Origin of the sequence: Variovorax sp. V213, from assembly GCF_041154455.1 — a bacterium.
Lineage (GTDB): Bacteria > Pseudomonadota > Gammaproteobacteria > Burkholderiales > Burkholderiaceae_C > Variovorax.
In genome coordinates, this window is the sequence record NZ_AP028664.1 from 3,073,459 (window position 1) to 3,096,677 (window position 23,219).

Below are 23,219 nucleotides of genomic sequence, written 5' to 3' on the forward strand. Positions count from 1 at the left end.
CGGTGTCGCCCCCGGGCGAGGGGGTGGCGAAGCGACACGAAGTGGGCGAAGACTGGGGGTGAACTCATTTCAGTGGCAGCGGTCCTGCAGTGCTTTGACGGCTGGCAGGCTCTTGCCTTCGAGGAACTCGAGGAACGCGCCGCCCGCCGTCGAGACGTAGTCGATGCACTCCTCCACCTCGAACTGGTTGATGGCGGCCACGGTGTCGCCGCCGCCCGCCAGCGAAAACGCGTCCATCCGGGCGATCGCATTGGCCAGCGTGCGCGTGCCGTGCGAGAACTGCTCGATCTCGAACACGCCCAGCGGGCCGTTCCAGACGATGGTCTTGCACTGGCCGAGCATGGCAATGAGCTGCGCCACCGACTCGGGACCGAAGTCCAGGATCATGTCCTCGGGCGCCACATCGGCCACGGCCTTCACCGTCGCGCGCGCGTTCGGCGAAAACTCGGTGGCGGTCACCACGTCGGTCGGCATGAACAGCCGCGCACCGCGCGCAGCGAGCGCCGCGGCCACGGCGCGCGCCGTATCGACCATCTCGGGCTCGCACAGCGACCGCCCGATTGGATGGCCCGCCGCGAGCAGAAAAGTGTTGGCCATGCCGCCGCCGACCACCAGCCATTCGACCTGCGCCGCCAGCGACTCGAGGATCGAGAGCTTGGTCGACACCTTGGAACCGCCGACGATGGCGGCCAGCGGCCTTGCCGGGTTCGCGAGCGCGCGCCCGAGTGCATTCAGCTCCGACGCCATCAGCGGTCCCGCGCAGGCAACGGGCGCGAGCCGAGCCAGCGCCTCGGTGGTGGCCTCGGCGCGGTGTGCAGTGCCGAAGGCATCGTTCACGTAAACATCGCAGAGCGCCGCCATACGCAGCGCCAGGGCTTCCGCGTTGGCTTTCTCGCCCACGTTCGCGCGGCAGTTCTCGAGCAGCGCCACGTGGCCCGGCGCCACCTCGAAAGGCCGTTCGATCCAGTCGCCGACCAGCGTTACCGGCGCGCCCAGCAGTTCGCCGAGCCGCTCGGCCACGGGCGCCAGCGACTCCCCGGCGGCGATCCGGCCTTCTCTCGGCCGGCCGAGGTGCGAAGTGACCATCACCCGCGCGCCCTGCGACAGCGCGTGCCGGATGCCCGCCAGGCTGGCACGGATGCGCGTGTCGTCGCTGATCCGGCCGGTGGGGTCGAGCGGTACGTTGAGGTCGCAGCGAATGAACACGCGCTGTCCGCGCAGGTCGATCTGGTCCAGGGTGTTGAACGTCATGCGGCCTCTTTCACATGGGCCTCGGAAGCAGCCGCGAGCAGCCGGCGCGCGCGCTCGGCCACCACCTCGGCGGTCAGGCCGAACAGCTTGAACAGTTCGCCGGCCGGCGCCGATTCGCCGAAGCGGTCGAGCCCGACCACGTCGCCGTACTCGCCGACGAACTTCCACCACAAACCAGTGCTGCCCGCCTCCACCGCCACGCGCGGCAGATGGCGCGGAATCACCGCGCGGCGCCATTCCTTGTCCTGGCGTTCGAACACGTCCATGCACGGCACCGACACCACGCGCGCCTCGATGCCCTCCTCTGCCAGCAGGGCGGCGGCGGCCAATGCGACACCGACTTCGGACCCGCTCGCCAGCAGCGCCACGCGCTCGGCCTCCGGGCGCCGCAGCACATAGGCGCCCCGCGCAATGGACTCGATGCGCTCGTTGCCATCGCCCGCATGCGGCAGCGCCTGGCGCGTCAGCAGCAGGCAGCTCGGCCCGTCCACGCGGCGCAGCGCCTGCCGCCAGGCCACGGCCGTTTCGGTGGCATCGGCCGGGCGCCAGACGTCGACATCGGGAATCAGGCGCAGGCTCGAGGCATGCTCCACCGGCTGGTGCGTCGGACCGTCTTCGCCGAGCCCGATGGAGTCGTGCGTGAAGACGTAGACCACCGGCAGCTTCATCAGCGCCGACATGCGCACGCCGTTGCGTGCGTAGTCGGAGAAGGTCAAAAAGGTGCCGCCGAAAGGACGGAAGCCGCCGTGCAGCGCCAGCCCGTTCATGATGGCCGCCATGCCGAATTCGCGCACGCCGTAGTGCACGTGGTTGCCCGTGCCCGCGCCCTTGAGGGCACGATGGCCCTTCCAGTCCGTGAGGTTCGATCCCGTGAGATCGGCCGAGCCGCCGATCAGTTCCGGCATCGCGGGCCCGACCTCGTCGAGCACCACCTGCGACGCCTTGCGCGTGGCGATGGCGGCCTTGCGCTGCTCCGCCCCCGATGCCGCCGAAGCCAGCGCCGCCTCGACCTGCGCGGTGAGCGGCGCGTCGGTGCGATGGCGCCGCAGCAGCTCGCGCGCAAGCACCGGAAACTCCTCCGCATAAGCGGCAAAGCGTTCTTGCCAGGCCTTGTGCAGCGCGGCGCCCGATTCGCGCGCCGACCAGGCGTTTGCAACGGCGGGCGGCACTTCGAACGGCGCGGCCTTCCAGCCCAGCGCCTGCCGCGTCAGCGCGATCTCCGCATCGCCCAGCGCTTCGCCGTGTGCCTTCGCGGTTCCCGCGCGGTTCGGCGAACCCTGGCCGATGCGCGTCTTGCAGCACACCAGCACGGGCCGGTCCGCGGTGGTGGCCTGCGCAATGGCCGCATCGAGCGCCGCGGCATCGTGGCCGTCGACGTTGCGCAGTACGGTCCAGCCGTAGGCTTCGAAGCGGCCCGGCGTGTCGTCGCTGAACCAGCCGCCGACCTCGCCGTCGATCGAGATGCCGTTGTCGTCGTAGAACGCCACCAGCTTGCGGAGCCGCCAGGTGCCCGCCAGCGAGCATGCCTCGTGGCTGATGCCCTCCATCAGGCAGCCGTCGCCCAGGAACACATAGGTGCGGTGGTCGATCACCTCGTGGCCCGGCCGGTTGAATTCCTCGGCCAGCAGCTTCTCCGCCAGCGCCATGCCCACCGCGTTGCTGATGCCCTGCCCCAGCGGCCCGGTGGTGGTTTCCACGCCCGGCGTGACGCCGACCTCGGGATGCCCCGGCGTGCGCGAATGCAGCTGGCGAAAGCGCCGCAGTTCGTCGATCGGCAGCGCGTAGCCGCTCAGGTGCAGCAGCGCATACAGCAGCATCGAGCCGTGGCCGTTCGAGACGACGAAGCGGTCGCGGTTCATCCAGTGCGGGTCGGCCGGGTCGTGCCGCAGCCGATGCCGCCACAGGGCTTCGGCGATGTCGGCCATGCCCATCGGCATGCCCGGATGGCCGGAGTTGGCGGCTTGCACGGCGTCCATGGCCAGCGCGCGGATGGCGTTGGCGCACTGCGTGCGCAAGGCGAGGTTTTCAATCGTCATGCCGGAGGTCCTGGTTGCTTGTTGGTGTGTGGGGGGCCTGTGGTTACAGAGGTGCGGGCGCTAGATCGCGTACGACTTCTTGCGGCGCTCCATGAGCCGCAGGATCATCGGCGTGAAGATCAGCTGCATGGCGAGCTCCATCTTTCCGCCCGGCACCACCAGCGTGTTGGCGCGCGACATGAAGGAATCGTGCAGCATGCTCAGCAGATAGGGAAAGTCGAAGCCCGTGGGGTTGGAGAAGCGGATCACCACCAGGCTTTCGTCCGGGCTTGGAATGGTGCGCGCAATGAACGGGTCGGAGGTGTCGACCACGGGCACGCGCTGAAAGTTGATGTGCGTGCGCGTGAACTGCGGGCAGATGTAGTGCACGTACTCGTTCATGCGGCGCAGGATCACGTCGGTCACGGCCTCGGTGGAATAGCCGCGCGTGTTCTTGTCGCGGTGCAGCTTCTGGATCCACTCGAGGTTGATCACCGGCACCACGCCGATCAGCAGGTCGACGTGGCGCGCGATATCGACCTTCTCCGTCGTCACGCCGCCATGCAGGCCTTCGTAGAACAGCAGCTCGCTGTCCGGCAGCGTTTCCCATGGCGTGAAGGTGCCGGGCTCCTGCTTGTAGGGCGCCGCCTCCACCGCGTCGTGCAGGTACTTGCGGCTCCGGCCCACGCCCGCTTCGCCGTAGTCGCGAAACAGCGCCTCGAGTTCGGCGAACAGGTTCGCGTCCTCGCCGAAGTGGCTGAAGTTCCGGTTGCCCGCGGCCTCGGCCTCGGCCATGGCTGCCTTCATGGACGTGCGGTCGTAGCGGTGAAAGCTGTCGCCCTCCACGATGGCGGCCTTGACGCTCTCGCGGCGAAAGATGTTCTCGAAGGTTCGCGTGACGGACGTGGTGCCTGCGCCGGACGAGCCGGTGATGGCAACGATGGGATGTTTGGCTGACATGGTGGCCTCGAGGAGATGAAAAAATTCGTCCGGAGCCGCGCAGGCGCGGCCCTGTTGTCTTGCTGCTGCGCTGCTGCCTATCAGGCGGCGGCCGCGAAGAGGCCGCGCTTGCCGAAGAGCGGCGCCTGGTAGGTGTCCTGCGGCGCCTCGTTGTGATACGCCTCCACGCGCGCCACCTCTTCCGATGAGCCGAAGACCAGGCCGATGCGCTGGTGGATCGACTCCGGCTCGACCGACATCAGCCGCCTGCGACCGGTGCTGGCCATGCCGCCGGCCTGCTCGATCAAGAAGGAGATCGGGTTGGCTTCATAGAGCAGCCGCAGCCGGCCGTCCCGGCCCGACTCCTTGCTGTCGCGCGGGTACATGAAAACACCGCCGCGCATCAGGATGCGGTGCGTCTCGGCCACCAGCGAGGCGATCCACCGCATGTTGAAGTCGATGCCGCGCGAGCCCTCCTTGCCGGCCAGGCATTCGTCGACGTAGCGCTTCACGGCCGGTTCCCAGAAGCGGCTGTTCGACGCGTTGATCGCAAACTCGTTGGTCTGCCGCGGGATGCTCAGGTTCGGATGGCTCAGCACCCATTCGCCCAGCTGGGGGTCGAGCGTGAAGGCATGCGTGCCGTTGCCCAGCGTCAGCACCAGCATGGTCGAGGGACCGTAGATCGCGTAGCCCGCGCCGACCTGTTCGGTGCCCGGCTGCAAAAAGTCTTCGGGCTTCGCATCGGCCTCGGGCGTGGGCGCGCGCAAGATCGAGAAGATGCTGCCCACCGCCACGTTCACGTCGATGTTCGAGGAGCCGTCGAGCGGATCGAACAGCAGCAGGTACTTGCCGCGCGGGTATTGCCGCGGCGGCAGGTAGGGCTCTTCCATCTCTTCGGACACCATGCCCGCGACGTGTCCGCCCCACTCGTTGGCGCGCAGGAACATGTCGTTGCTCAGCACGTCGAGCGTCTTCTGTTCCTCGCCCTGCACGTTCTGCGTGCGGGCGCTGCCAAGCACGTCGCCCAGGGCGCCGAGCGCCACCTTGCGCGAGATCGCCTTGCAGGCAAGAGAGACGTCGGTGATGAGCGCATTGAGCGCGCCCGTGGCCCCGGGGTGGCGGCGGCGCTCCTCGATGATGTATTGGGTCAGCGTGGCCTTGCCTGCTATGGGCATGTTCGTCTCCTGGTTGATTTCAGTATCTGGTCGTTGTCGTTTCTTCATCCCGGCGAACGGCGCGCGACTCGCGCACCGTCAACAGCAGCTGCTGCGGCGTCGCGACCCGCCAGGCCGGCGCCACCGCGGCGGCGTCCACGGCCGCGTGGCCGCCATAGCCCCATGCCACCAGCGCCGCCGGCGAGCCGGCCGCTTGCGCGGCGAGCAGGTCGGCGGGGCCGTCGCCCACCATCAGCAGGCGCGCGGGTTCCACACCCAGCTGGCGCGCCGCGGCCTGCAGCAAAAAGGGCGCGGGCTTGCGCTGCGCCGCCGCGTCGGCACCAAAAACCCCGGCCATCGGCTGCAGCAGACCGGCTGCATCCAGCACGGCGCGTGCCAGCGGCGTCGGCTTGTTGGTGACCACCACCATCGGGAGCGCACGGCGCAGGCCGTCGACGAGTTCGGCAATGCCCTCGAACACGCCGCCGTGCTTCAGCGGCGCCGCCAGCGTGGCCGCGTCGAAAGCCTTGCGCAGCCGGCTGCGCAAGGCCTCGCTGCCGCCGAGGTCCTGCCGCCGCAGCGCTTGGAGAATCAGCGCATCCGGGCCATCGCCGATCCACGCGCGCACGGTGTCCAGGTCGAAACAGTCCAGCCCGGCCTCTTCGAGCGCGGCGTTCAGGGCAACGCGAATGTCCGGCGCGCTGTCGACCAGCGTGCCGTCGAGATCGAAGGCGATCGCATCGATATCGCGCAGGTCTTTCGTCATGCGGGAGACCTTTCCATGTCGTGCCTGCCCTGCAGCGCCTGGATGCGAATCGCGTCGATGGCTTCGCGGTAGCGCCCGCCGCTGAAGACCGCCGAGCCCGCCACCAGCGTGTCGGCCCCCGCGGCGCCGATGCGCGCGGCGTTGTCGGGCTTCACGCCACCGTCGACCTCGAGCCAGATATCGCGCCCGCTCGCATCGATGCGGCGCCGCACCGCTTCGATCTTCGGCAGCACGCTCTCGATGAAGCTCTGCCCGCCGAAGCCGGGGTTGACCGACATCAGCAGCACCAGGTCCAGCTGGTCCAGCACGTGGTCCAGCACCTGCAGCGGCGTGGCGGGGTTGAGCACCAGGCCCGCCTTGCACCCGCTCGCCGTGATCAGCCGGATCGTGCGGTCGATGTGCTCGCTGGCCTCGGGGTGGAACGAGATGATCGAGGCGCCCGCCTGCGCGAACATCGGGATCAGCGCATCGACCGGCTTGACCATCAGGTGCACGTCGATCGGCACCGTCGCGTAGGGCTTGATGGCCTCGCACACCAGCGGACCGATTGTCAGATTCGGGACATAGTGGTTGTCCATGACATCGAAATGGATCAGATCGGCCCCCGCCTGGATGACCGCGGTGACCTCTTCGCCGAGCCGCGCGAAGTCGGCCGACAGCAGGCTGGGCGCGATCCGCATGGCCTTTTTCTCGTTCTGCATTTAGCTGTCCTCACGGTAAAGCGCCTGCACGGCATTCAATGGCGGGGCCACGCTGGCCATCCGCAGGAGTTCCTCGATGCCCAGCCACGCAGAAGATGAGAGGCGCCCGCCGGGCTCGCCGGGCAGCGGCTGCGCGGGGTCGCCGAGGCTGGGCAGCACGAGGCCGGCGCCGCCGAAATCGCTCCCCTCGGTCCAGAAGGTGGGCGTGACCACCGTCCAGAGGCCGGCACCGAGCGCCGAGCGCAGCCCGTTGGCCGAGTCCTCGATCGCGATCGCGCGCTCGGGCGGCACGCCGAGCGTGTCGAGCGCCAGCAGGTAGATGTCGGAAGCCGGCTTCTTGGCGCGCACCTGGTCGCCGCAGGCAATCACGTCGAACATCGTGAGCCCGCGTGGACCGAGCGTGGCCTGCAGCAGCGCATCGATGTTGACGGCCGTGGTGGTGCTGGCAATGGCCAGGCGCAGGCCCGCGTCCTGGGCCTCGTCGAGAATACGCAGCACGCCGGGGCGCAGTTCGATACCGCCGCGCCGCGCGATGTCGGTGTAGTGCTGTGTCTTGGCGGCATGGATGGCCGGCACCCGCTCGTGCAGCCGCTTCTTTTCCGATGCGCCCAGGGGCAGCGAATCGATGTAGGTCTTCATGCGCTCCTTGCCGCCCGTGACCGCCAGCAGCGAGCGGTACTCGGCCTGTCCCCAGTGCCAGTCGAGCCCGAGTTGCTCGAACGCGAGGTTGAAGGCCATGCGATGCACTTCCTCGGTATCGGCCAGGGTGCCATCGACGTCGAAAACAAGGGCTTCGATGCTCATACCTATGCTCCTTCCGTCTGCGCGGCGTCCGCCGGCGGATTGAAGACGCGGCTCGCGAGGATGTCCTGTGCCTCGAGCGTGCAGAGCTGCTCGCGGGTCAGCGCCTGCTCGCTGCCGAAGAGGCGCGTGGCGTGGCGCAGCCGGATGCGGTCGAGCGCGTTGCGGATCGATCGCGCATTGGCAAAGTGCGGCTGGCGCCGGCGCAGGCTCACGTAGCGCGAGAAGGTGGAGGCCGCGCCGTCGTCGAAGCTGTAGTTCAGCCGCCCCAGCATGAGCTGCGCGATCTGCATCAGCTCGGCCTCGCTGTAGTCCGGAAAATCGATGTGGTGCGCAATGCGCGAGGCCATGCCCGGGTTGCTGCTGAAGAAGGTTTCCATGCGGTCCTTGTAGCCAGCAAGAATCACCACCAGGTCGTCGCGCTGGTTCTCCATCACCTGCAGCAGGATCTCGATCGACTCCTGCCCGTAGTCGCGCTCGTTCTCCGGCCGGTAGAGGTAGTAGGCCTCGTCGATGAACAGCACGCCGCCCATCGCCTTCTTGATCACTTCCTTGGTCTTGGGCGCCGTGTGGCCTATGAACTGCCCCACCAGGTCGTCGCGCGTCACCGCCACCAGGTGGCCCTTGCGCACGTAGCCCAGTTGCTTGAGCACCTCGGCCATGCGCATGGCCACCGTGGTCTTGCCGGTGCCCGGGTTGCCGGTGAACGACATGTGCAGCGAAGGCGGCTGCGACTGCAGCCCCTGCTCCTGGCGCAGCTTGTCGATCAGGAGCAGCGCCGCGATGTCGCGGATGCGGCCCTTGACCGGCGCCAGCCCGATCAGCTCGGCGTCGAGCTGGTCGAGCAGCGCCTTCACGCCCGAAGACTCGAAGAGCAGCTTCGGCGCGGTGGCAATCGCGGCCGTGGTGGCGGGGGTTTCGGTGGCGTCCATGCGGGCCTCTGGCAAAGTGCGTGCGGCGGGGTTCACTCAGTACCGGCTGCCTTCGGGCCGCGCCTGCACCGCATAGCTTTCGATGCTGTAGCGGATCGTGCGGCCCGGCTCCTCCGTGCGGATGAGGCGGAAGCCCGGCTCGTGGGACGGCCGGTTGACGATGAAGGACATCACCACCGACTCGGTGCCGTGGGTCGAGTCGAACGCCGTCACGCGGATGTATTGCTGGGGAAAGGTCTTGCGGCATGACGCGAGTTCGAGCATCACGCCGGCCGCGTCCTTGATGTCGAACATCGGGTTGCCGAACATCTCCCAGAAGGTGTTGCGCGGATGCGGGTCGTCGGTGTACTCCAGGCCGATGGCCCAGCCCTTGTCGAGGCAATACTCGACCTGGCGGCTGATCTGCTCGTCGCTCAAGTCGGGCAGGAAGGAAAAAGTGCCTTGTGTGATTCGCATGTCTATTGCTCCTGGAGAACTGCGGAACGGGGAACGTGTGTTCAGGCCACCGACGGCGTCGGCACGTAGTCGGAGGTATCGGTGGAGGCGTAGTTGAAGGAGATCTCGCCCCAGGTGTCGAGCGCGGCCGCAAGCGGCGTGCACCACTTGGCCGCGTCGCGCAGGATCTGCGGCCCCTCGTTGGCGATGTCGCGGCCTTCGTTGCGGGCGAGCACCATGGCTTCGAGCGCCACCCGGTTGGCCGTGGCCCCGGCCTGGATGCCCTGCGGATGCCCGATGGTTCCGCCGCCGAACTGCAGCACCACGTCGTCGCCGAACAGGTCGAGCAGCTGGTGCATCTGCCCCGCATGGATGCCGCCCGAAGCCACCGGCATCACCTTGCGCAGCGCGCCCCAGTCCTGATCGAAATAGATGCCGCGCGGCAGGTCGACCTTGGTGTGCGTGTCGCGGCACACGTTGTAATAGCCCTGCACCGTCATCGGGTCGCCCTCGAGCTTGCCGACGGCCGTGCCTGCGTGGATGTGGTCCACGCCGGCCAGGCGCATCCACTTGGCGATCACGCGGAAGCTCACGCCGTGGTTCTTCTGGCGCGTGTAGGTGCCGTGGCCCGCGCGGTGCAGGTGCAGGATCATGTCGTTCTGGCGGCACCAGTGGCTCATCGACTGGATGGCTGTGTAGCCGATGACCAGGTCGACCATCACGATCACCGAGCCGAGCTCTTTGGCGAACTGCGCGCGGCGGTACATCTCTTCCATGGTGCCGGCCGTGACGTTGAGGTAGCTGCCCTTGACCTCGCCGGTGGCGGCGCTGGCCTTGTTGACCGCATCCATCACGAACAGGAAGCGGTCGCGCCAGTGCATGAAGGGCTGAGAGTTGATGTTCTCGTCGTCCTTCATGAAGTCGAGCCCGCCGCGCAGGCCCTCATACACCACGCGGCCGTAGTTGCGGCCCGAAAGGCCGAGCTTCGGCTTGGTGGTTGCGCCCAGCAAGGGCCGGCCGAATTTGTCGAGCCGCTCGCGCTCCACCACGATGCCGGTCGGCGGCCCTGGAAAGGTCTTGACGTAGGCGACCGGAAACTTCATGTCTTCCAGCCGCGCGGCCTTCAGCGGCTTGAAGCTGAAGACGTTGCCGATGATGGAGGCCGTCACGTTGGTGATGGAGCCCTCTTCGAACAACGAGAGGTCGTAAGCCACGTAGCAGAAATACTGCCCCGGGTTGTTGGGCACCGGCTCCACCTTGTAGGCCTTGGCGCGGTACATGTCGCAGGCGGTGAGGCGGTCGGTCCACACCACGGTCCAGGTCGCGGTGGACGATTCGCCGGCCACCGCCGCGGCCGCCTCGACGGCGTCCACGCCGTCTTGCGGCGTGATGCGGAACAGCGCGAGGATGTCGGTGTCCTTGGGCTGGTAGTCGCCGTCCCAATAGCCCATTTGCGCGTACTTCAGCACACCGGCCGAGTAGCGCTTCTTGGCGTCGGTGATCTGGATTGCTTCGTTCATGTTGCCCATGGAGTGCCTCTCGAGTGAAGGGGTTTGGTGCTGTCGGTGAAGTGAATGTAGGCCGCATAAAAGATAAAGAAAAATTAAATCTTTTGACATTAGCATTTGCCAAACCTAATATCACCGCATGCCTCTTTCCAAGCACGCCAGCTTTCGCCAGCTCGCCACCTTCCACGCCGTGGCGCGGCTCGGCAGCGTTTCACTTGCTGCAGACGAAATGCACCTGACGCAACCCGCGGTGTCGATACAGATCGGCACGCTCGAGGAGTCGGCCGGCACGCCGCTCTTGCAGCGCACGGGCCGCGGCATCCGCCTGACCGAGGCGGGCGAACTGCTGGCCGGTTACGCCGGCCGCATCCTCGACCTGTGGCGCGAGGCCGGCGACGAAATGGCCATGCTGCAGGGGGTTTTCTCGGGCACGCTGCGCGTGGGCGCCATCACCACGGCCGAATACCTGCTGCCGCCGATCCTGGTGAACTTCGCCAAGGAACACCCGAAGGTGAAGGTCAAGCTGCAGGTGGGCAACCGCGACGAGATCGTTCGCATGCTCGCGGGCCAGGAGATCGACATCGCCATCATGGGCCGCCCTCCCGCGGAGCTGAAGACCGACTCCAGCGCCTTCGCCAAGCACCCGATGGCTTTTCTCGCGGCGCCCTCGCACCCGCTGATGTCGGCGGCCAAGCCCACGCTCGCCATGCTGTCGGATACGCGCATGCTGGTGCGCGAGCGCGGCTCGGGCACGCGCACCACGGTCGAACGCTTCTTCAAGGACGAGGGGCTGCCGCTGCGCATCGGCTCGGAGCTGTCGAGCAATGAGGCCATCAAGCAGATGTGCGCCGCCGGATTCGGCATCGCCTTCCTGTCCATGCATACCTGCGTGCTCGAGATGAACGCCGGCCTCTTGGGCGTGCTGCCGGTGCCGGGCAATCCCGTGGTGCGCGACTGGTACGTGATGCACCTGGCGTCGCGGCAGCTGCCGCAGGTGGCGCTGGCGTTCGAGGACTACCTGCGCACGCACGGCCAGGCGCAGATCCACCAGCAGCTCGGCACGCTGCCGGCGGTGCGCCCCGCTGCAAAAAAACGCAGTATGCGGCGCCCCGCCTGAAGAACCTTTCGACGCGCGGCTTCAGACGCCGAGCTGCACGCGCACGCCGACCCACACCGCGCGTGGCGCACCCGGCGCCACGAACTGCGCGTTGCGCCATGCATCGGGCGCCAGAACCGCGCCGCTCGCATCGAAGCCGCTGCGGCCCAACTGGCCGGCCGTGGCATAGCGGCGGTTGAACACGTTCGCCACCTTGGCAAAAAGCTCCACGTTGCGGCCCAGCTTCCAGCGCGTCGTGAGGTCGAGCAGCGCATAGCCGCCGATGCGGCCGCTGCCGCTGAAAGCGTCTCCGTCGGGCGTGTGCAGGCCGTTCTCGTTGCCGCGCACCGTCTGCCGCGAGTAGGCGCGGTACTGCGCGCCGAGCGTCCAGCTGGATGTCACGCGCCAGTCGGCATTGAACTTGAGCGAATGCGCCGGCAGACCCGGCAGGCGATCGCCGCGCCGCACCGCGATTTCGCCTTCGCCGGTGCAGGCGGGGCTGGTCTCTGCGCTGCTGTTCGCTTCAGCCACCAGGCAGGCCGGGGAGTCGTATCGCGCCCGCAGGTAGCTGTACGACAGCGACCAGTCGAAGCGGTCGGTCTGCTGCGAGAGGCCGAGTTCCACACCCTGGCGCAGGGTGCGCCCGAAGTTGCTGAAGTAGCCGCGCGAGAGCCCGCTGCTGACAAACAGCAGGTCGTCCTTGTTGACCGTGCGGAACACCGATGCATTCCATCGCAGGCCCGGCGCGAAGGTCCCGCGCAGGCCGGTTTCGAAGGTCTGCGACACCACCTGCTTGAGCGGCGGATCGGACTGCAGCGCGTTGGGCAGCACGCAGGCGTTCTGCGGATCGGAGCAGCCCAGCTCGATGGGGCTCGGCGCGCGGCTGCCCTGGCTCCAGCCCGCATAGGCCGTAAGCTGCGGCGTGGCCTGCCACGTGAGGCCGATGGCGGGGTTGAACTTCTTGTAGCGGCCTTCGCCGTCGAGCTGGGTGGAAAGCCCGAGCAAGGCGCGCCCGTCGTCGCGGGTCGTCACGCGGGTGTCGTTGTAGCGGCCCGAAAGGCTGAGCTGCAGGTCCGGCCGCAGCGTCACCAGGTCGGAAAAATAGACGCTCGCGGTGCGGCTCTTGCCCGCGAGCAGCGCGTCGACTTCGGCCTCTTCCTGCGGCACCACGGCGCGCGTCGCATCGAGAATGCCTTCGGCCTCGGTCTGCAGGAAATGCGTGCGCGCCCGGTCCACCGAGGCGCCGAAGGTGAGCTGATGAATGCCCGCGGTATAGGTCGACTGCAGCGCCACGCCTTCGCCGTGCTGGCGCGTATAGGTGCGGTTCTCCACGCCCGAATTTCCGTTCTCGGTCGGATTGAAGTCGTCGTTCAGGTCGCCGTTGAGCGTGCTGTAGCGCGAGCGCCGCGTGTACGCGGTCATCGAGATCGTCTGCTGGTCGCTCAATCGATAGCTGCCGTTGAGCGTCAGCATCGACATGCGGTTGCCGGTACGGTCGGGCCGCGTATAGACCTGCTTGCGGTCCTGCATCAGCATGGACTCGGGCAGCAGGCCGTTGCCCACCAGCCGGTTGTCGCCATGGGTAAAGCTCAGATCCCACGAGAGCCTGCCGCTGTCTTGCCCCACCTTGGCAAACAGCTGGCGCACGCGCGAAGGCGAGTAGTTGCGCCAGCCGTCTTCGTTGAGCCCGCCGAACGCGAGGAACAGGTGCCCGCCGTCGGCGAGCTTCCGGCCGTGCGAAAGCTCGGTGCTCACGCGGCCGAAGGAGCCGGCCTGCAGCTCCAGCTCGGTGCCCGGATGCGTGTCGCCCCGCTTGGTCTGCAGCGACAGCGCGCCGCCGAGCGTGTTCAGGCCGAACAGGGGGTTGGAGCCCGGCAGCAGCGTGATGCTGGAGATGGCCGCCTTCGGAATCAGGTCCCAGTTCACCACGTCGCCGAAGGGCTCGTTGATGCGCACGCCGTCCTGGTACACCGACAGGCCCTGCGGTGTTCCGAGCACCGGGCTCGCACTGAAGCCGCGGTAGTTCACGTCGACCTGGTACGGGTTGCCCTGGATCTCGTTCACGTTCACGCTCGGCATCTGCGTGGCCAGGAAGTCGGGCAGGTTCAGGCTCTGCGCGCGGCGCAGGTGCAGGTCGTCGGCGGTCTGCACGTTGGACGGAATCTGGTCCTTCGGCACCTCGATGCCCGGCACGGGCGTGGTGCTGACCACCTCCACGGTCGGCAGGCTGCCCGCCTGCGGCGCGGTTTCCTGCGCCTGTCCCGGCGTCGGGCAGGCCGCGGCGGCCACGGCAAGGCCGATCAGGCCGCGCCTCGCTTGCTTGTTCGGTCGGATCACAGTGCTTTCCCCTCCTCAGGTGCCGGTGCGCGCAAGGCCCAGCCTCTCCACGATGGCGCGCTCCTGCGCGAAGATCTCGCGGCACGATTGCGCGTACGCCTCCGGCCCGAGGTAATCGACCTCCTGGTCGTACTTGGCCAGCTCGTCCTTGAAGCGCTGATCGAACATGGCTTTCTTGAATGCGTCGTGCAGCGCCGCCACCACCGCGCGCGACATGCCTCGCGGCCCGGCCAGTCCATACGGCGACTTGGCCACGATGTCGAAACCTAGCTCGCGCAGCACGGGTACCTGCGGCCAGCGCTTCGAACGCTCGCCCGAAAAGATCGCCAAAAGCCGCAGCGTGCCCGAGTCGACCGCGGGTCCGAAGCCGGTGGAATTGACACCGGCCATCACCTGGCCGCCCGCGATCGCATTCAGCTGCTCGGCGGTTCCCTTGTACGGCACGTGGATGTAGCGCAGGCCGCGCGCCGTGAACAGTGCCTCCAGCACCATGTGCGGCGTGGTACCGATGCCGTTGGTGGCAATGGTCAGCTCGCCGGGCCGTGCACGCGCGAACGCGAACATGTCTTCCAGCGAACGAAAGCCGCTGCCCGCCGCCACCAGCACGCCGAAGGTCACGCTGGAGACCTGGATGATCGGCGTCACGTCGCGGATCGGATCCCACAGCACCCTTTGCGTGTGCGGCGCGCGGAACACCGTCTGCGGCATCTGGGCGATGGTGTAGCCGTCGGGCCGCGCCTGCTGCAGCACCGGCATGGCCAGCGTGCCGCCGGCACCGCCGCGGTTCTCGGTGAGCACCGGCTGCCCCAGCGCGACCGAGGCCAGTTCGGCCAGGATCCGCAGAGAGATGTCGGTGGCGCCGCCCGCGGGCCAGGGCACCCAGAGCGTGACCGGACGGGAAGGAAAGGGCTCGGTCGACGCCACGGCGCGCGCCAGCGGCAATGCGCCCAGCGCCAGCGCGCCCGCATTGCGCAGCCAGCGGCGACGGGTGGCAGCGCCCTGCCCGTTCATGGCCCGCCTCCGCCACGCTTGGTCAGGCCGCCGAAGCCGCGCTGCGGGTCGTAGCCCCAGCACGCGAGGCCGAAGAAAACGACCAGGCAGCCGAGCACCACATACGGGGCGAGGCCCGGGTCCTTGCCGTAGAGCGCGAAGCGGACCCACTCCACGGCATAAGTGAAGGGGTTGAAGCGCGCCAGCTGGTACACCCACTCGGCCCCGGACTCCTGCAGCTTCCACAACGGATACAGCGCGGTCGAGAGGAAGTACATCGGAAAGATGACGAAGTTCATCGTGCCCGCGAAGTTCTCCAGCTGCTTGATGTGCACCGACAGCAGCAGGCCGAGCGCGCCCAGCATGAGCGCGCCGGCGGCCAGCGCCACCAGCGCATGCAGGCCGGAGAGCGACAGCAGTGGCAGTTCGGTGCCGATGAGCGCCGCCACGACCACGAAGGCCAGCGCCTGCAGCACCGACAGCAGCGCGGTGGCGCAAAGCTTAGAGAACAGCAGCCACGGCCGCGGCAGCGGCGCGGTGAGCAGGAGGCGCATCAGCCCCATCTCGCGGTCGTACACCATGGCGAGCGACGACTGCATGCCGTTGAACAGCAGCACCATGCCGACCAGCCCCGGCACGATGTAGACGTCGTACGGAATGTAGGTGTCGTAGGGCTCGACGATCGCCACGCCGAACACGTTGCGAAAGCCCGCCGCGAACACGGCCAGCCACAACAGCGGCCGAACCAGCGCCGACACCAGCCGCCCGGTCTGCTGCGAGAACTTGTAGAGCTCGCGCAGCATGATGGCACGCATCGCCTGCAGCGCGTGAGGCACACCCCGTCTCGCCAGCGGCTCGGCGTTTTCTCCCGCGGGGGTCTTTGCTGTCTTCAGCGTGCGGTCGGACATAGCTTCTCCGGTGCGTCGGCGCCCAGCGTGTCGAGCACGTCGCGCGGATGCAGCATGCCCTCGGCCGGGGCCTGCGAGATCACGCCCTGCCCGTCGCTCAACAGCATGGGCTGGCGCAACTGGCCGTCCCAGGCGCGAAAGCTCAGGTTGGTGCCCTTGGAGCCGTCGAGGGTGCCCTTGGCGATGGCCTGGGCCCACGCTGCGTTCGGGCCTTTGGGCGCGCCAATGGCGGCTGCCGCCAGGGTCTTGCCGGCCATCCACGCGGCCCAGTCCTGCGCCGTCATCGGGCGCTTGGCCGCCTTGGCAAAACGGCGCGACACCTGCGGCGCGCCGTAGCGTTCGAACTGCGCATGCCAGGCCAGCGCCACCAGCCCGCCGTCGCCCACCACCGGCCGCGGCAGCACGGTGCGGTACGGCAGCGTGCGGGCAAATTCGCCGTCGCTGTCGACCACCCACACCGCGTCATAGCTGTTGCCGGCCGTGAGCAGCAGCGTGTTGGCAAGGTCGCGCTCGCGCGGATCGGCCGAGAGCTTGAAAGGCTTGCTGGCCACCACCTGCAACCCGTAGCGCTTGATCGAAGCCTGCACGGTGGCCGCGCGCATGGCGTCTTGCGGACTGCCGCCCACCAGCAGGAGCAGCTTGCTCCATTTGCGTGACACCAGCGTCTGCGCCAGCGCATCGCTGCGCATGCGTTCGCTTGGAATCAAATGGAACAGGCGGGCCCGGCAGTCCTGTTGGCGCAGGCGGTCGGATGCCTCGCTGAGATTCAGCACCGGCAGCTTCACGGCATCGGCCACGGCCAGCGTCCAGTCCGCCGGCAGGTCGGTCAGCAGCACCGCCGCGCCGGCTTTCTCGGCCGCCACGGCCGCGGCGCGCGCCGCATCGAGCGAAGCGGCCGCCGCGCTGGCCAGCGCCACCTCGGCACCGGCCGCGTCGAGCTCGAACTTGGCCTCGTCGAGCGCCACCTCGACCCCTTCGGCCAGCGGACCGCCGGGATGTCCGAGGTAGGCCCGCTCGGTGCGCGTGCGCTCCATGCGCGGATCGTCGGCGGGCGTGATCAGCGTCGCCTTGAGTACCGCCGCGCCAACCGGGCCCACCGCAAAGGGCGCGACGAGCGCCGCGGCCAGCCACGGGGTCAAAAGCCGGCAAACCGTTGCGCGCAGCCTCATTCGACGATCACGAGCCCATAGGGCACGCGTCCCACCGGAACGCTCTTGATGGCCTTCGCGCCGGCCACATCGACCACGGTCACGTCGTCGCTCAGTCCGTTGACCACATAGAGCCGCGCCTGCGCCTTGTCGAGCGTGACGTTCCAGGCCCGCTTGCCGACCAGCACCAGCGAACTCACCTTGCGGCCCGGCACGTCCACGAAGGCCACGTGGTTGGCGCGGCCGAGGCCCACGAAGGCGCGCTTGCCGTCGCTCGTCATCTGGATGCCCACCGGCGTGATGTCTTCGGCGCGCGCGCCCTTGACTTCGAACTTCAGCGTGCCGGTCACCTCGTGCGTGGCGGTGGAGACGATGCTGACACTGGCTCCCAGCTCGTTGGTGACCCACAGCTCCTTGCCGTCGGGCGTGATGGCCATGCGCCGCGGGCGTTTGCCGACCCGGATATTCTTCACCACCTTGCCGCTGGCGGTGTCGATCACGTGCACGAGGCTCGCCACCTCCGAGGTCACGTACAGGGTCTTGCCGTCCGCGCTCACCTTGACGCCCTCCGGCTCCGCGCCCACCTTGACCGAGCGCAGCTTCTTGCCGCTGGCCGCATCGATGAAGCTGGCCTCGCCCGCGTCTTCGTTGGAAACGTAGATCACCTTGCCGTCCGGCGACAGGTCGAAGGCCTCGGGTTCGTCGCCGAGCGGAATGCGCCGCACCGACTTGCCGCTCGCGGGGTCGATCAGGTCGGCCTGGTTGGAGTCGGTGCAGGCCACCATGATCTGGCGCTCGGGCGTGAGCTGGATGTGGCGCGCGCGCTTGCAGGTCGGGATCGTGCCTTTCACGGCAAGGGTACCCACGTCGATCATCGTGAGCGCGTTGTCCTTTTCGCTCGACACATAGGCGGTGCCCTGCGACAGCGCAGCACCGCTCGCCGCGGCCAGCACGAGCGCGAGCGCGCTACGGCTGCAAGCCCCGCGAACGAGCGCGCCGGGAAGCGAAAGGAAGGAAGGTTGCGGCATGCGATGTCTCCATTTTTCTGGCTCGGATTTCTTTTTTGTTTCAAGCGGTGCGCGCGATGAAGCCTGCCTCGAGCGTGGCGCCACCGAGCAGCCGGCCCACTTCCGCCGGCGTGCCGTCCGCCAGCAGGGATCCCTTGTGCAGCACGAGCACGCGGTCGGCCTCCTCGGCCTCTTCGACCCGGTGCGTTGCCCACAGCACGCATACGCCGCGCTCGCGCACGTCGGCATGCAATGCGGCCAGCAGATCCTGGCGCGACTTCGGGTCGAGCCCGACCGTGGCTTCGTCCATCAGCAGCACGGCCGGCCGGTGCAGGCCCGCACGCGCGAGTTCGACCTTGCGCCGGTTGCCGCCCGACAGTTCGCGCACCTTGCGGTCCAGATCGGCATCGATGTTCAGGCGCTCGCACGCCGACGCGATGCGCTCTTCGGCCACCCGCCGCGGCAGGCCGTGCAGGTCGGCCTGGAACAGCAGGTTGCGCCGGATGCTGAGGTCCAGATCGAGCGACATCTGCTGGAACACGACGCCGATGTGCCGCAGCGCAGCGGTCGCGGAGCGGCGCAGCGAATGGCCGGCCACTTCGACCTCGCCCTCGTCGGCCGCGAACATCCCGGTCAGCACCTGGAACAGCGTGGACTTGCCCGCGCCGTTGGGTCCGAGCAGCGCCACGAACTGGCCTGCGGGCAAACGCAGCGACAACGATTGCAGCGCCGTGCGCGTGCCATAGCGCTTGGTTAAGTCGATGGTTCGCAGCATGTAGGCCGGTGGGATGTGTCGAGCAGTTCGGGCTCCGATGGTATTTGCCGTTCGCATTCAATCCGCAAATTCTGTGCCTCGGCGCGACGAGGGTTTTCACTGTGCCAAGTCGCCTCCCACCGGCCGCGCAGCTGCCTTTGCGCCTCTCTGCGCCGTACAGCCGTACTTCGCGCGAGACACTTTGCGTCAAATTTGGATGCGCACACGTTGCAAGGCTGCGGCAATGCAAGGCGTCCGGCGCGGGACCGTGCGTCGAACGCTCGGGATTTCCCTAAGTTCGAGTCCCATTGCGGGACACCGCTGCGAACTCCGCGACCCCTGCCTGGTACACACCTCGTCCGAGTGAGGCCGCGGGCCTTCGCATCGAACGCACATCGGTCTCCAAAGCGATCTCGGCTGGAAATGGCAGGCATGGATGTTGCGGACCGCAGCATTCGCCAAAGCGATCGAAAGATCCGCGGGTGCTGCCATGATCGTGTTCGAAACCCACTGAAATGTGAGGAGACATTTATGAAGTTTTCCAGGCAGATCGCCGGCCGTCTTGTACGGCATATCGGCGTCGCGATGTTGGCTCTTCCGGCTTTGGCGCTTGCCAATGCCGACGTGGAGAAAAACATCGCCAACTCCAAGAACTGGGCCACGCAAGCGGGCGATATGTTCAACCAGCGATACAGCAAGTTGAACCAGATCACCAAGAGCAACGTGGGCAAGATGCAGGTCGCGTGGACATTCTCCACCGGCGTGCTGCGCGGTCACGAGGGCTCGCCCCTGGTGGTCGACGGCACGATGTACCTGCACTCGCCGTTCCCGAACAAGGTGTTCGCGATCGATGTCGAGACCCAGAAGATCCTGTGGAAGTACGAACCCAAGCAGGATCAGTCAGTGATCGCGGTCATGTGCTGCGACACGGTGAACCGGGGCCTTGCCTATGCGGAAGGAAAGGTCTTCCTGCAACAGGCCGACACCACGCTCGTCGCGCTCGACGGCAAGACCGGCAAGGTGGTGTGGACGGTGAAGAACGGCGATCCGAAGGTCGGGGCCACCAACACCAACGCCCCCCACGTCTTCAAGGACAAGGTCATCACCGGCATCAGCGGCGGCGAGTTCGGCGTGCGCGGCTACCTGGCTGCCTATAACATCAAGGACGGCAAGCTGGCCTGGAAGGGCTTCAGCACGGGTCCCGACGAAGAGATGCTGATGGACCCGGCCAAGACCATGACCTGGACCGACGGCAAGATGGCGCCGGTCGGCAAGGACTCTTCGCTGAAGACCTGGAAGGGCGACCAGTGGAAGATCGGCGGCGGCACCACCTGGGGCTGGTACAGCTACGACAAGGCAACCAATGCCGTGTACTACGGCACCGGAAACCCGTCGACCTGGAACCCGGCGCAGCGGCCCGGCGACAACAAGTGGTCGATGAGCATCTGGTCGCGCGACGTCGATACCGGCAAGGTCAACTGGGTCTACCAGATGACGCCCTATGACGAGTGGGACTTCGACGGCATCAACGAAATGATCCTGGCGGACATCAACGTCAAGGGCAAGCCGACCAAGGCGCTGGTGCACTTCGACCGCAACGGCTTCGCCTACACGCTGGACCGCGTGACCGGCGCGCTGCTGGTGGCCGAGAAGTACGACCCCAAGGTGAACTGGGCCACGCACGTCGACATGAAGACCGGTCGGCCGCAGGTGGTTGCCAAGTACTCGACCGCACAGAACGGCGCCGACGTCAACACCAAGGGCGTGTGCCCCGCGGCGCTGGGCAGCAAGGACCAGCAACCCGCCTCCTACGACCCCAACACCAAGCTCTTCTACGTGCCGACGAACCACGTCTGCATGGACTATGAGCCGTTCAAGGTCGAATACACGGCAGGCCAGCCGTATGTGGGCGCCACGCTCTCGATGTACCCGACGCCGGGCAGCCATGGCGGCATGGGCAACTTCATTGCATGGGACGCGGGCACCGGCAAGATCGTGCAGACCAAGGCCGAGAAGTTCTCGGTGTGGAGCGGTTCGCTGAACACCGCCGGCGGGATCTCCTGCTACGGCACGCTGGAAGGCTACCTGAAGTGCGTCGATGCCAAGGACATCAACAAGGAGCTGTTCAAGTTCAAGACCCCTTCGGGGATCATCGGCAACGTGTTCACCTATGAACACAAGGGCAAGCAGTACATCGGGGTGTTCTCGGGCATTGGCGGCTGGGCCGGCATCGGCATGGCCGCGGGCATCGACCCCGAGAAGAGCACCGAAGGCCTCGGCGCCGTCGGCGGCTACAAGGAGCTGAGCCAGTACACCGAACTCGGCGGCTCGCTGACTGTCTTCGCATTGCCCAAGTGAGGCGTTATGACCGAGGCGTCATTGCATTGAATAGATAGACGCAACATGCGGACCGGGAGAGCACTCGCTCGAGGGCTCTCCCCCGTGCTTTCAAAGATATCGGAGACCCAGGAGCCATGAAATTTCGTAAGTCAACGTTGCTGCCTTCCCTCGTACTGCTTGCCGGCGTCGCCTGCACACTGGCCGTCGCCGCCGCGCCCGACCCGGCGCCCTACAAAGTCACCGATGGCTACAAGGTGGATCCTGAAACCATGAAGGGTTTCCGCACCTGGCGCTCCGCGGCCTGCGACCGCTGCCACGGCCCGAACCAGGAAGGCATGGTCGGCCCCTCGCTGATCAACAGCCTGAAGACGATGAAGAAGGAAGACTTCATCAAGACCGTTCGCGACGGACGGCTCGACAAGGGCATGCAGAGCTTCGGCAACAATCCCGCGGTGATGGAAAACATCAACCAGCTCTATGCCTACCTGAAGGGCCGGTCCGACGGCGCGATCACGCGCGCCCGCGTGGAAGAAAACAAATGACCGCCCGGCCGCGTGCTGGCTGGCCCGTGTCCTTTGGCGCTCGCCTGCGGGCGGGCCTCCTGGGCGCGGCATGCTGCTGCGCGCTGCTTCCCGCCATGGCCCAGGAGACGCCTCCGCGCAAGGAGTTTCGCGTCTGCCAGGACCCCAACAACATGCCCTTCTCCAACACCAAGGGGGAAGGCATCGAGAACCGCATCGCCGAGCTGTTCGGCAAGACCCTGGGGCTGCCGGTCGTCTATTACTCGTTTCCGCAGCGGCTGGCATTCTTCCGCAACACGCTGCGCTACAAGCTTCCGGGGCAGGACTATCCGTGCGACATCGTGATGGGCGTGCCCGTCGGGCTCGACGAAGTCTCGGTCACCAAGCCCTACTACCGCTCGACCTATGCGCTGGTCTTCCCCAAGGGCAAGGGCATGGACAACGTGGCTTCGGCGGAAGATTTCCTGAAGCTCGATCCGGCCAAGCTCAAGTCGCTGCGCATCGGCATCTACGACCGATCGCCGGCTTCGCAATGGCTCAACAAGCACGGCCTGCTCGAACAGGGCGTGCCCTACAAGCTCATGAGCGCCGACCCCGCGCAGTACCCGGGTGAGATCGTGGAAAAGGACCTGGCCGAAGGCAAGCTCGATATGGTCGTGGTCTGGGGCCCGATCGCCGGCTTCTTTGCCCGGCGCGTCAAGAACCCCGCGCTCGTGGTGGTGCCGCTCAAGTCCGAAAAAGGCTTGCGGCTCGACTACCAGATGGCCATGGGCGTGCGCTACGGCGAACGCGAATGGAAACAGCAGATCGAGGGGCTGATCGAATCCAAGGCGCCCGAGATCCAGGCCATCCTGAAGGAGTACGGCGTTCCGCTGGTCGACGCATCGTTCGGAGCACCCAACAACTGACCAGGTCTTTCATGCGCCTCGCCATCGCCCTTCCGCTTCGCTTCTCGCTCTGCGCCCTGCTCTGTGCTCCCCTGGCCCCGCATGCCGAGGCCGACAAGCGCGACTTCTCGGCCGCGGAGCGCCTCCTGTTCATGACGCCGCAGCTGCAGGGCCTGCAGGCGCCCATGCTGCTGCGCTATACCTTCGGCAAGACCGGCAGCTTTGAAGAAGCCTTCGCCGACAACGTCACCGTGGCGCTGATCGCCAAGCCCGACGGCAGCTGCTGCGATGCCAAGGGCGTCTTCCTGAGCGGCACGCGCAAGCTCGCGGTGCCCGACGTGCCGGCTGCCGAGGGCAACCCCGTCATCCTTTATTTTCTGGAGCATGACGTGCGCGAAATGAAACGTCTCACGCGCGGCTCCGAATATCACTTTCGCAAGCGCATCCGCATGGCGATCTACCAGGACGCCGAGGTGCGCGACGTGTCGCTGCGCTACCAGGGCCGCACGGTCAAGGGCAAGGAGATCGCGTTCAGCCCCTTCCTGGACGACCCGAACCGGCCGAAGTACGAAAAGTTCGCGAGCAAGACCTATCGCTTCACGCTTTCCGACGCGGTTCCGGGCGGCGTCTACGGCATTCGCACCTCCATACCGGGCGAGAGCGCTGCAGCCCAGCCCCTCCTGGTCGAGGAACTCCTCATCGATGGGGCCAAGGCGCCGGCGCGATAGT

21 protein-coding genes are annotated in these 23,219 nt (G+C 67.1%); 5 read left to right on the forward strand and 16 right to left on the reverse strand.

Translation table 11 applies throughout. From position 1 onward, the window contains the following. Positions 1 to 69 precede the first annotated feature (69 nt). From ACAM55_RS14635 to ACAM55_RS14680, 10 genes are all read right to left on the reverse strand, one after another. Positions 70 to 1,251: a phosphoglycerate kinase gene (locus ACAM55_RS14635; RefSeq protein ID WP_369652256.1), complete on the reverse strand. Its 1,182-nt coding sequence runs from the start codon at positions 1,249 to 1,251 to the stop codon at positions 70 to 72. Continuing rightward, entirely contained in the window at positions 1,248 to 3,287 is a 2,040-nt protein-coding gene (tkt, locus tag ACAM55_RS14640) for a transketolase (protein ID WP_369652257.1), read from the reverse strand. Before tkt ends, ACAM55_RS14635 begins: the two co-directional genes overlap by 4 nt. A gap of 60 nt (positions 3,288 to 3,347) precedes the next feature. Next, the gene (locus ACAM55_RS14645; RefSeq protein WP_369652258.1) at positions 3,348 to 4,226 is read right to left on the reverse strand and encodes a phosphoribulokinase; all 879 of its coding nucleotides are present in this window, start codon (positions 4,224 to 4,226) and stop codon (positions 3,348 to 3,350) included. An 80-nt stretch (positions 4,227 to 4,306) separates the two neighbouring features. Continuing rightward, a complete protein-coding gene (locus ACAM55_RS14650; protein WP_369652259.1) occupies positions 4,307 to 5,380 on the reverse strand; it encodes a class 1 fructose-bisphosphatase in 1,074 nt (357 codons plus the stop codon). 19 nt (positions 5,381 to 5,399) lie between these two features. Continuing rightward, positions 5,400 to 6,125: an HAD-IA family hydrolase gene (locus ACAM55_RS14655; protein WP_369652260.1), complete on the reverse strand. Its 726-nt coding sequence runs from the start codon at positions 6,123 to 6,125 to the stop codon at positions 5,400 to 5,402. Then, positions 6,122 to 6,826, reverse strand: coding sequence for a ribulose-phosphate 3-epimerase (rpe, locus tag ACAM55_RS14660; protein ID WP_369652261.1), 705 nt, complete (start codon positions 6,824 to 6,826; stop codon positions 6,122 to 6,124). Before rpe ends, ACAM55_RS14655 begins: the two co-directional genes overlap by 4 nt. Then, entirely contained in the window at positions 6,827 to 7,630 is an 804-nt protein-coding gene (locus ACAM55_RS14665; RefSeq protein WP_369652262.1) for an HAD-IA family hydrolase, read from the reverse strand. It abuts the gene before it with no gap. A 2-nt stretch (positions 7,631 to 7,632) separates the two neighbouring features. Next, positions 7,633 to 8,559 carry a CbbX protein gene (gene cbbX, locus ACAM55_RS14670; RefSeq protein ID WP_369652263.1) on the reverse strand — a complete coding sequence of 309 codons (927 nt, stop codon included), beginning with the start codon at positions 8,557 to 8,559 and terminating at the stop codon, positions 7,633 to 7,635. 36 nt (positions 8,560 to 8,595) lie between these two features. Next, positions 8,596 to 9,015: a ribulose bisphosphate carboxylase small subunit gene (locus ACAM55_RS14675; RefSeq protein ID WP_369652264.1), complete on the reverse strand. Its 420-nt coding sequence runs from the start codon at positions 9,013 to 9,015 to the stop codon at positions 8,596 to 8,598. Between the two features lie 41 nt (positions 9,016 to 9,056). Then, positions 9,057 to 10,514, reverse strand: a complete 1,458-nt coding sequence (locus ACAM55_RS14680; protein WP_369652265.1) for a form I ribulose bisphosphate carboxylase large subunit — start codon at positions 10,512 to 10,514, stop codon at positions 9,057 to 9,059. Positions 10,515 to 10,641: 127 nt separating this feature from the next. Here ACAM55_RS14680 and ACAM55_RS14685 point away from each other — a divergent pair, with 127 nt between their 5' ends. Continuing rightward, on the forward strand, positions 10,642 to 11,619 hold the full coding sequence (locus tag ACAM55_RS14685; RefSeq protein WP_369652266.1) for a LysR family transcriptional regulator: 978 nt from the start codon (positions 10,642 to 10,644) through the stop codon (positions 11,617 to 11,619). A 21-nt stretch (positions 11,620 to 11,640) separates the two neighbouring features. Here the strand turns inward: ACAM55_RS14685 and ACAM55_RS14690 are convergent, their stop codons facing one another. The 6 genes from ACAM55_RS14690 to ACAM55_RS14715 are packed head-to-tail and all read right to left on the reverse strand — an operon-like array spanning position 11,641 to position 18,763. Further along, positions 11,641 to 13,935, reverse strand: a complete 2,295-nt coding sequence (locus ACAM55_RS14690) for a TonB-dependent receptor (protein ID WP_369652267.1) — start codon at positions 13,933 to 13,935, stop codon at positions 11,641 to 11,643. Positions 13,936 to 13,950: 15 nt separating this feature from the next. Next, positions 13,951 to 14,946, reverse strand: coding sequence for a tripartite tricarboxylate transporter substrate binding protein (locus ACAM55_RS14695; RefSeq protein ID WP_369652268.1), 996 nt, complete (start codon positions 14,944 to 14,946; stop codon positions 13,951 to 13,953). Further along, positions 14,943 to 15,833: an ABC transporter permease gene (locus tag ACAM55_RS14700; protein ID WP_369652269.1), complete on the reverse strand. Its 891-nt coding sequence runs from the start codon at positions 15,831 to 15,833 to the stop codon at positions 14,943 to 14,945. Before ACAM55_RS14700 ends, ACAM55_RS14695 begins: the two co-directional genes overlap by 4 nt. Beyond that, entirely contained in the window at positions 15,815 to 17,002 is a 1,188-nt protein-coding gene (locus ACAM55_RS14705; protein ID WP_369652270.1) for a branched-chain amino acid ABC transporter substrate-binding protein, read from the reverse strand. The genes ACAM55_RS14700 and ACAM55_RS14705 overlap by 19 nt, the downstream gene beginning before the upstream one ends. Further along, the gene (locus ACAM55_RS14710; RefSeq protein ID WP_369652271.1) at positions 16,999 to 18,009 is read right to left on the reverse strand and encodes a PQQ-dependent catabolism-associated beta-propeller protein; all 1,011 of its coding nucleotides are present in this window, start codon (positions 18,007 to 18,009) and stop codon (positions 16,999 to 17,001) included. The genes ACAM55_RS14705 and ACAM55_RS14710 overlap by 4 nt, the downstream gene beginning before the upstream one ends. Positions 18,010 to 18,049: 40 nt before the next feature. Further along, a complete protein-coding gene (locus ACAM55_RS14715; protein ID WP_369652272.1) occupies positions 18,050 to 18,763 on the reverse strand; it encodes an ABC transporter ATP-binding protein in 714 nt (237 codons plus the stop codon). Positions 18,764 to 19,273: 510 nt separating this feature from the next. Between ACAM55_RS14715 and ACAM55_RS14720 the strand changes: the two genes are divergently transcribed. From ACAM55_RS14720 to ACAM55_RS14735, 4 genes are all read left to right on the forward strand, one after another. Beyond that, positions 19,274 to 21,100: a methanol/ethanol family PQQ-dependent dehydrogenase gene (locus ACAM55_RS14720; RefSeq protein WP_369652273.1), complete on the forward strand. Its 1,827-nt coding sequence runs from the start codon at positions 19,274 to 19,276 to the stop codon at positions 21,098 to 21,100. A gap of 116 nt (positions 21,101 to 21,216) precedes the next feature. Continuing rightward, on the forward strand, positions 21,217 to 21,624 hold the full coding sequence (locus ACAM55_RS14725) for a cytochrome c (RefSeq protein ID WP_093011263.1): 408 nt from the start codon (positions 21,217 to 21,219) through the stop codon (positions 21,622 to 21,624). Beyond that, on the forward strand, positions 21,621 to 22,511 hold the full coding sequence (locus tag ACAM55_RS14730) for a substrate-binding domain-containing protein (protein WP_369652274.1): 891 nt from the start codon (positions 21,621 to 21,623) through the stop codon (positions 22,509 to 22,511). The genes ACAM55_RS14725 and ACAM55_RS14730 overlap by 4 nt, the downstream gene beginning before the upstream one ends. Before the next feature lie 11 nt (positions 22,512 to 22,522). After that, positions 22,523 to 23,218 carry a hypothetical protein gene (locus ACAM55_RS14735; RefSeq protein WP_369652275.1) on the forward strand — a complete coding sequence of 232 codons (696 nt, stop codon included), beginning with the start codon at positions 22,523 to 22,525 and terminating at the stop codon, positions 23,216 to 23,218. The last annotated feature ends 1 nt before the right edge of the window (position 23,219 follow it).